Below are 9,028 nucleotides of genomic sequence, written 5' to 3'. Positions count from 1 at the left end.
CTCATGGACAGGCAAGACGCCGCCGCAATGGCGGAAATGATGGCCACGTTGAATGCATCCAACACTTCGTTGCAAGAGACGGTCAAAGTGCTGACGACGCTGGTGGCATCCATGCAGCAGCGCGAACAACGGTTGCGCGAGGTGGTCGCCGAGCAGCTCCAAGTGCTTCAGAACGCGGTGGGCAGCGCCGACTTCAAAGTCAATCGGGTGCTCGAGAACGCACTGCCGCGGCTCACGCAGCTGACCAATCAAGCGTTGACGCAGACGCTGGAACCGGCAGCCAAGCGATTCAACAAAGAAATGGCCACTGCGGATGAGACATTGCAGCAAGCCACTCGACGTTACGCGCAGGCCCAGCAGTCCTTGGAAACAAAGATCACGCGACGCATGGGCATTGCATCCGCCACGATGCTCGTGGCCGGCGTGTTGGGCCTGGGTGCGGTGGCCTACTCGGTTGGCATGATCACCGAAAAGCGAACCGAATTCGCACAGCTTCGGGCGTCCATCGACTACCTGGATCGCGTGTCCCGTGCCGACCTAGCTCCCTGTGGCGAAGACCGGCTCTGCGCCACCTTCGAGAAGAATGGGCCGCGTTACGGCAACCAGCGGCAATACAGAGCGATCAATCTGCGCGCAACATCAGATTCGCAATGATGCGACGTCGTCATTACAGCCACTGGCTTGCGCGCGACAGGGGCGGCCGACAAAGCCACATCGCGTGCGGTCGCGCCTAAGCGGCTCATCGAACCCGTCGGCCATATCCGGCAAATGCCTAACCCAAACGGGTCGACGCAATGGGTTGCACTGCAGTAAATGCAACGCACCCGCCACTCACTTCAGGCAGTGGTGCCCGCCAAGCATGCGAGCAACACGCGCAGCTTCTCTACGGGTCACAGATTCCAGTCTATCCGCATGCCCGCAATCAATGCATTCTTCAGATCGGTGGTGCGGGTGGGTTCGTTGAACTGGTCGGGGTTGATCACGTAGTGCAGGTTGGGGGCGATGCGCAGGCGCTTGGTGACCTGGATGCCGTAGCTGAGTTCCATCATGATCTGGTTGTCGGCCGGGGTGCCGGTACCGCCGGCGGAGGCGCGCGCCAGGCGCAGGTTTTCCAGGGCTTCGTCGCTGTATTTCTGCTGGGTGATCACGAACGCGATGTTGTCCTGCGGGCGGCTGGCGAAGGTGCCTTTCTGCACCAGGCCCAGTTGCACGAAGTGGTCTTCGATGGCCTGGCCGCCGGTGCTCTTGAGGACGGCGGCAAAGACGGTCAGGCCCTGGGTGCCGGACGGGTCGGGGTTGGTGACCTGTTGTTCGAAACGGCCGAACAGACCCGAGCGGCCCTGCCTGTTTTCATAGCCCAGGCCGCTGAGCACGGCGGGGTTGCCGTTGCGGTCGCGCAGCGGGTCGGTGTAGTCGGAGTTGTCCTGCCAGCCGCCGAGTTCGTACATCGCCGCCAGGGTGCCGTCGCCGCCCTTGTTCTTGTAGCCGATGGCGTAGGGCACCACCACGCCGGTGGTGTCGTCGGTGCTCCATTTCAGGCCATGCTGGCCGTCCTGGGCCTGCACCGGGTTCACCTCGTAGGCACCCACGTGCACATAGACCTTGGGCGTGACCCAGGCGGTGGCGTGCGCGGCCCAACTGGAGACCGGCCAGTAGGTGAAGTTGCTGGTGCGGAACACGAAGGTGGGGTTGCCGCAGGCGGAGTTGCCCTGGAAGTACTGGCACAGGTCCGAGCCAAGGAAGTGGATGTTGGCGACGCTGCGGCCGGCTTCCAGTTCCAGGCGGTCGTTGAAGAGTTTTTGCAGCAGGGTGAAGTTGGCCAGGCGCGTGCCCTGGCCGCCGTAGATTTCCTGCACCGAGGTGCTGTTGCCGATGCTGCTGTTGGACAGGTTGGTGCCGTGGCGGTTGGTCACGTAGAGCTTGACCGTGGCGCCATTCCAGCCGAACAGGCGGTCCATGTCGACATCGGTGCCGACCATCAGCTGGCCGGCGTAGGCGTCGCCGTTCTTGCGGCCGCCGTCGATCATCGAGGCGGCTTCGCCGGTGTAGCCCAGCTTGAGCTTGAAGGCATCGGCGGCCTCCTGTGCGTGGGCCAAGGGGGCCAGCGCCATGGCAAGCGACAGGCACAGCAGACGATGGGAAGCGCGGTGGGAGAGCAGGGCGGACATGGCAGGACTCCGAACAAAGAGGGCGTGGCCAAAGGTGGCGAACGCGACAGCAAGGGCATGGGCAAGCCGTTGGCGGCGCGCGATCACTACGCGGCGCGGCGGTAACAGCAAGCAGGGGTGACGCGCGTCCGGCGCGTCGGATGCGGCGGCAGATGCCTGCCGCCGCGGGTTGGCTCAGGCGACGACGTCGGCCACCGGTTGCTTGAGCACGCGCAGGGCGATGGCAGTGACCACCACGCCGGCCAGCAAGGCCAGCACATACATCGCCAGGTGGGTCACGGCATTGGGGATCAGCAGCACGAAGATGCCGCCATGCGGGGCCTTCAGTTCGGCACCGACCGACATCGAGATCGCGCCGGCCACCGCCGAGCCGATCACCAGTGCCGGGATCGTGCGCAGCGGGTCGCGCGCGGCATACGGAATCGCCCCTTCGGTGACGAAAGCCAGGCCGAGCACGCCGGCGGCGGTGGCCGAGCCGCGTTCTTCCAGGGTGAAGCGGTTGCGGAACACCCAGGTGGCCAGCGCGATACCCAGCGGCGGGGTCATGCCGGCCACCATGGCGGCGGCCATCGGCGTATAGACCTGGCTGGCGATCAGGCCGGTGGAAAACGCATAGGCGGCCTTGTTGACCGGCCCGCCCATGTCGAAGGCCATCATGCCGCCAAGCAGCAGGCCCAGCAGCAGCGCGCTGCTGCCCTGCATGCCGCGCAGCCAGGCGGTGAGCCAGGCCAGCAAGTCGGCGACCGGCTGGCCGAACACGTACATCATCGCCAGCCCGACCAGCAGGGTGCCCAGCACCGGCAGGATCAGCACCGGCTTGAGCCCTTCCAGGTTGCGCGGCAGCTTGATGTAGCGGTTGAGCGCGGCCACGCCGTAGCCGGCGATGAAGCCGGCGATGATTCCGCCGAGAAAACCGGCATTGAGGTTGGCGGCGACCAGGCCGCCGATCATGCCGGGCGCGATGCCGGGGCGGTCGGCGATGGAGTAGGCGATATAGCCGGCCAGCGCGGGCACCATCAGGGTGAAGCCGGCCTTGGCGCCGATCTGGAACAGCGACCAGGCCAGCGTGCCCTGGTGCGCGTCGTCGCCGGCGTAGATGCCGCCGAGTGCAAATGCCAGCGCGATCAACAGGCCGCCGGCAGTGACGAAGGGCAGCATGAACGACACGCCGGTCATCAGATGCTTGTAGGCGCCGGTGCGGCCGTTGCCCTTGCTCGCGGTGGCGCTGGTGGCGGTGCCGGTGCCGGTGGCAGGTGCCGCGCCGCCGTGCACGCTGGCTTCGGCCAGTGCCTTGTTGATCAGCGCCGGGCCATCGTTGATCGCCGGCTTGGTGCCGCTCTTGAACAAGCGCTTGCCAGCGAACCGGGCCAGGTCGACCTCGCGGTCGGCGGCGATGATGACGACATCGGCCGCGCGGATTTCGTCATCGGTCAGCGCGTCCTGCGCGCCCACCGAGCCCTGGGTTTCCACGCGCATCTGATAGCCCAGCTTCTTGGCAGCCTGCTGCAGCCCTTCGGCGGCCATGAAGGTGTGCGCGATGCCGGTGGGGCAGGAGGTGATGGCCACGATGCGCTTTCTGCCGGTGCCGGAGGCTGCCGACCCGGCGGCCGAGGCGGGCACGGCCAATTGACCGACCGCTGCGGCCGGGTCGTCCAGCACGGCACCCAGGCTCAGGTGCAGCAGCTGTGCGTCGCCGAAGCGCGCGCTGTCGGCATCGGCATCGCCGACCACCAGGACCTGGGTGGCCGCGCTGGTCAGCTCGCTCGGCAAGGCGCCGAGCACGCCCTGGTCGCTGCGGATCTCGATCGTCACGCCGCGCCCGGCGGCGGTGGCCGCACGGCGCAGCGCTTCGGCCGCCAGGACGGCTTCGGTACTGCGTTCGCCGGCGGCGATGACCACGATGGAAGAGGACATGGCAAGACTCCTGCTGTATTGCGGTCGCCGGTGTGGCCGGCGGGGGAATTCGATGGGTTAGGCGTGCGTGCGACGCGTGCCGGGCGTGCCATTGGTCGCTGTGCGCCGTGCGCGTGGCGACCTGCCGTCGGGCCGCACCTGCAGGGACCGGCTCACGACACGGTCTCGATCACGACCTCGGCGGCGGCACGCCGCACGCCGTCGGCGGTGAGTCGGCGTGCGTCGCCGCTTTCCAGCCGGCACATCGAGAACGCCGTGGCCAGCCGCGCGCACTGCGCCAGGTCGGTGGCGGCATCCAGCAGCGCTGCCGCCAGCCCGGCCACCATCGCATCGCCGGCACCGACGCTGCTGCCCTGGGCCAAGCGAGGGGGGCGCGCGATCAGGCGCTGGTCGCGCTGCACGAACAGGGCGCCGTCGGTGCCCATCGAAATGACCACCAGCTGGATGCCGCGCGCGAGCAGTTCGTGCGCGGCGGCGCCGAGCGCGGCGCGGTCGGTCAACGGCCGGCCGGTCCAGGCTTCCAGTTCGTGCCGGTTGGGCTTGACCGCATACGGCAGTGCGTCGCGTGCGGCATCCAGCGCGGCCACCAGCGGCGCGCCGCTGGTATCGAGCAACACCCGCGCGCCGGCCGCGCTGGCCTGGGCCTGCAATCGCGCCCAGCTGTCGGCCGGCAGGCCGGCCGGCAGGCTGCCGGACAGCACCACCGGCAGGCCGGGGCGCAGCAGCGGTGCAAGCTGATCGGCCACGCCTTGCAGGTGCGCGCCGCTCAACTGCAGGCCGGGCAGGTTGATGTCGGTGGTGTCGTTGCTGCGCGCTTCCACCAGCTTGAGATTGGTGCGGGTTTCGCCTGATACACGCTGGCAGTGATCGACGATGCCGCGCTCGCGGAACAGCGCTTCGAACACGCCGGCATTGCCGCCGCCGAGCACGCCGAGTGCGGCCACAGCGGTGCCCCAGTCGGCCAGGCAGGCAGCGACATTGATGCCCTTGCCGCCGGCATCGTTGCGCACGCTACTGGCGCGATGCACGGCGCCGGGTTGCAGGCTGTCGAGCTGGATGGTCTGGTCGATCGCCGGGTTCAGCGTGACCGTGATGGCCTGTAGGCTCATGCCGCGTCCTCGCGCTTGGCTTCCAATGCGCGCACCTGTTCGGCGGTTTCGCAGTCCAGCGCCTGCTCGGCCAGTTGCTGCAGCTGGTGCATCGAGGCACCACGCAGGCGCGCCTTCACCGCCGGGATATCGTTGGGCGTCATCGACAGTTCCTGCACACCCAGGCCAGCCAGCAGGCTGGCGCCAAACGCGTCGCCGGCCAGGCCGCCGCACACGCCGACCCAGCGGCCGTGCTTGCGTGCGCCTTCAATGGTGCTGCGGATCATGCGCAGTACTGCCGGGTGCAGGCTGTCGGCCTCGGCGGCCAGTTCCGGGTTCTGGCGGTCGATCGCCAGCACGTACTGGGTGAGGTCGTTGGTGCCGATCGAGAAGAAGTCTGCATGGCGCGCCAGCACGTCGGCCTGGGCGGCGGCGGCTGGCACCTCGATCATGATGCCGATCGGCACCTCCGGCGCGTCGAGCTCGGCGCGAAGGCGTGCGCAGATGTCGCGCAGGGCGATCAGCTCCGGCACCGAGGTGATCATCGGGAACATGATCGACAGCCGCGCGCCGTCCTTGGCCGCGCGATACAACGCACGCAGCTGCGGCTCCAGCAGGTCGGGGCGGCGCAGCAACAGGCGCGCACCACGCACGCCCAGGAACGGGTTTTCTTCGTGCGGCAGTTCCAGATGTGCCACCTGCTTGTCGCCGCCGATATCCAGCGCACGCACGATCAACGGGCGGCCGTCCAACGCCTGCGCCATCGCCAGGTAGGTGGCGTGCTGTTCGTCTTCGCTGGGGGTACGTCCGCTTTCCAGGAACAGGAATTCGGTACGCATCAGGCCCACGCCTTCGGCGCCCTGGGTCAGCGCCATCGCCACCTGGTCGGGCAGGTTGACGTTGGCACCGATGTCGATGTGGTGGCCATCGGTGGTTGCGGCCGGCAACGCGCGCTGCGCGGCTTCGCGCTCGCGGATGGCCTGCTGCTCGGCGATATGCGTGCGCGCCGCCTCCAGATCCTGCGCGGACGGGTTGAGGTACAGGCGCCCGCTGCTGCCGTCGATGATGGCGGTGACGCCGTCTTCGATATCCAGCAACTGGCCGCCTGCCGCCACCAGCGCCGGCAGGCCCAGGGTGCGCGACAGGATCGCGGTATGCGAGGTCGGCCCGCCCTGCGCGGTGGCCAGGCCGAACACGCGGGCGGTATCCAGATTGGCGGTGTCCGAGGGCGACAGGTCGCTGGCCAGCAGGATGCACGGCTGCTCGGGCAGGTCGGTCAGCCCGGCGCCGGCAGCGGCCGGGTCGAGCTGGGCCAGCACGCGGCGGCCGACATCGCGCAGGTCGGCCGCGCGGCCGGCCAGCACCGGGTTGCCCAGCGCGGCCAGGCCGGAGGCCATCTGTTCGACCGCCTGATGCCACGACCAGGCCACGCCGTGGCCTTCGACCATCAGCTGGCAGGTGCGGGTGATCAGGTCGGTGTCGTTGAGCAGTTCGGCCTGGGCCTTGAAGATGGCCGCGTCCGAGGCGCCAAGGCGGCGCTGGGTGTCGTCCTGGATGGCCGCCAGCTGCTCGCGGGTGCGGGTCAGCGCGTCGTGCAGCAATGCGCCGCCATCCCCCAGACCCACCGGTTGATCGGCCACGTCGGTCTGCGCGGCGCGCAGGCGGTGCACGATGCCGATCGCCACGCCCGGGCTGGCGCCGATACCGACGATGGCCGGCTGCGCCTGTGGCGGGGTCCAGCCGACCACCGGCGCGGCGCGGCGCTGCGCGGCACGCTCGGCGTCGGCCTTTTCCTGCGCGGTCAGGCTGTCCATCACGGCGCGCAGGCGCTTGAGCAGGGCGGGTGCATCAGCGCCTTCGGCCGAAACGGTGATGCTGTCGCCGGCACGCAGGCCCAGCTGCAACAGGCCGACCAGGCTCTTGGCATCGGCGGCCTGGGCGCCAGCGCGTACTTGCGCCCGCGCGGAGAAGCCGCGGGCGGTCTCGGCCCAGCGGGTGGCCGGGCGGGCGTGCAGGCCGCTGGGATAGGCAATGGTCCACTCGAAGCGTTCGGCCAGGTCGCTGGCGGGCGCGGCGCTGGCGTCCGGCGCGCGGTCGCCGGTGAGCGCGGCCACGATGACGGCGGGGTCGTCGGTGCTGAACAGCGCTTCCAGCTGGGCCGGATCCTGGATCAGCCGGGTCAGGCGGCGCAGCAGGGTGATGTGGGTGTCGGACTGGGCGGCAATGCCGACCACCAGGCGGGTGGTCTGGCCGGGGTTCCACTCCACGCCGTCGCGCAGCTGCAGGACGGCGATGCCGTCGCGGCGCACCAGATGACGGTCGTCGCCCACCCCATGCGGGATGGCCAGGCCGTGGCCCAGGAACGTGTTCGCCAGGCCTTCGCGGCGGCGCATGCTGGCGTCGTAGCCGGGCGCCACGCAGCCGGCGGCCACCAGCAATTGCGCGGCCTGGGCAATGGCATCGTCCTTGTCGCGGGCCTGCGCATGCAGACGGATGAGCTCGGGAGTCACGGGGGCAGGCGACGGAGAGGACAAGGCGGGCTCCGATTGGGGGATCAGGCTGGGAAGTATAGTGGGAACGTTCCCACGTTTCAGGTCAATGTGCGGTGCACAAAATCCTTGTAGTGCTTTCGGGTTAGGATCGGAGGCGACACCGCACCTGGGTCAGGTGCGCAAATGGAGCGGGAACGGTCCCAGTGAGTATCAGCATCAATGACGTGGCCCGGGTGGCCGGTGTGTCCAAGTCCACGGTCTCGCGCGCCCTGGGTACCGGGCCGGTGAGCGAGGAGGTGCGGGCCAAGGTCGAGGCTGCCGTCCGCCAGACCGGCTATCGCCCCAACCTGATGGCGCGACGGCTGCGCTCCCAGCAGTCCGGCATCCTGGGCGTGATCGTGGCCGACATCCGCAACCCGTACTTCACTGCGCTGATCCGCTCGGTGGAAGAGGTCGCTTACCGTGCCGGTATGCGCGTGACCCTGTGCAATACCGATGAAGATCCCGAGCGCGAGGCGCTGTACCTCGAGCTGATGCAGGAAGAACGCATCACCGGGCTGATCTTCGCCCCGACCCGGGTCACCGTGGGGCGCATGCACGAACTGGCCCTGGATTACCCCACCGTGCTGGTCGACCGTGCCGGCCCCGGCAGCCGCTACGACAGCGTGGTGCTGGACAACGCCGCGGCCATGGGCGAGCTGGTGGCGCATCTGCAGGGGCAGGGCTACCAGCGCATCGGCGGGTTGTTCGGCAGCACCAGCACCACGGCGGCTGAGCGCCGCGACGGTTACCTGGCCGCGATGCGCGCGCAAGGCCTGAGCCCGGATTACCGCGAAGTGGCACCCACCGCCGAGGCGGCCATTGTCGAGCTGGAGCGGTGGCTGACCAACGATGACCGCCCCGAAGCCATCGTCACCAGTAACAGCCTGCTGCTGATGGGGGCGCTGAAGGCCGCACGCACGGCCGGCCTGCGCTTGCCCGACGACCTAGCCCTTGCCGGGTTCGACAACGAGCGCTGGACCGATCTGGTCGAACCGGGCATCACCGTGGTCGAACAGCCGGTCGAAGACATGGGTCGCGCGGCGATGTCGCTGCTGCTCGAGCGGCTGAGCAACCCGCAATTACCGATCCGCCGCATGGTCATGACCGGGCGTTGCGTGGTGCGCGGCTCCACCGGCGCGCGCCCGCGCACCTAGCCGCCGTCGTCGTAGGAGCGCACCCGGGCGCGACCGGCGTTACCGGTACAGCCCATCGCGCCCGGGTGCGCTCCTACAACAATGTGGCGGTCGTCGCGGATCGCGCTGTGCGGGTCTTTTCCAATCACGCCATGTCACCAATCCCCGACACCCCGTAGGAGCGCCCCTGG

6 protein-coding genes are annotated in these 9,028 nt (G+C 68.8%); 2 read left to right on the top strand and 4 right to left on the bottom strand.

What is annotated here, in order from left to right; translation table 11 throughout:
• The first annotated feature begins 3 nt into the window (after window positions 1-3).
• Window positions 4-654: a hypothetical protein gene (locus tag OZ10_RS19510; protein ID WP_039407376.1), complete on the top strand. Its 651-nt coding sequence runs from the start codon at window positions 4-6 to the stop codon at window positions 652-654.
• A gap of 236 nt (window positions 655-890) precedes the next feature.
• On the opposite strand, the gene OZ10_RS19505 is transcribed toward OZ10_RS19510, so the two are convergent.
• From OZ10_RS19505 to ptsP, 4 genes are all read right to left on the bottom strand, one after another.
• Entirely contained in the window at window positions 891-2,168 is a 1,278-nt protein-coding gene (locus OZ10_RS19505; RefSeq protein ID WP_039407374.1) for a carbohydrate porin, read from the bottom strand.
• Window positions 2,169-2,342: 174 nt separating this feature from the next.
• On the bottom strand, window positions 2,343-4,082 hold the full coding sequence (locus OZ10_RS19500; RefSeq protein ID WP_039407372.1) for a PTS fructose transporter subunit IIC: 1,740 nt from the start codon (window positions 4,080-4,082) through the stop codon (window positions 2,343-2,345).
• Between the two features lie 152 nt (window positions 4,083-4,234).
• Window positions 4,235-5,191 (bottom strand): 1-phosphofructokinase, encoded by a 957-nt coding sequence (pfkB, locus tag OZ10_RS19495; RefSeq protein WP_039407370.1) that lies wholly within the window; start codon window positions 5,189-5,191, stop codon window positions 4,235-4,237.
• The gene (gene ptsP, locus OZ10_RS19490; RefSeq protein ID WP_039566695.1) at window positions 5,188-7,704 is read right to left on the bottom strand and encodes a phosphoenolpyruvate--protein phosphotransferase; all 2,517 of its coding nucleotides are present in this window, start codon (window positions 7,702-7,704) and stop codon (window positions 5,188-5,190) included. Before ptsP ends, pfkB begins: the two co-directional genes overlap by 4 nt.
• 161 nt (window positions 7,705-7,865) lie before the next feature.
• On the opposite strand from ptsP, the gene OZ10_RS19485 reads away from it, so the two are divergent.
• Entirely contained in the window at window positions 7,866-8,858 is a 993-nt protein-coding gene (locus tag OZ10_RS19485; RefSeq protein WP_039407365.1) for a LacI family DNA-binding transcriptional regulator, read from the top strand.
• Window positions 8,859-9,028: the final 170 nt, after the last annotated feature.

Origin of the sequence: Xanthomonas cannabis pv. cannabis, assembly GCF_000802365.1 — a bacterium.
Classification (GTDB): domain Bacteria; phylum Pseudomonadota; class Gammaproteobacteria; order Xanthomonadales; family Xanthomonadaceae; genus Xanthomonas; species Xanthomonas cannabis.
The sequence above is the reverse complement of the archived record's forward strand: the minus strand, read 5'-3'. Positions and strand labels throughout refer to the sequence as shown.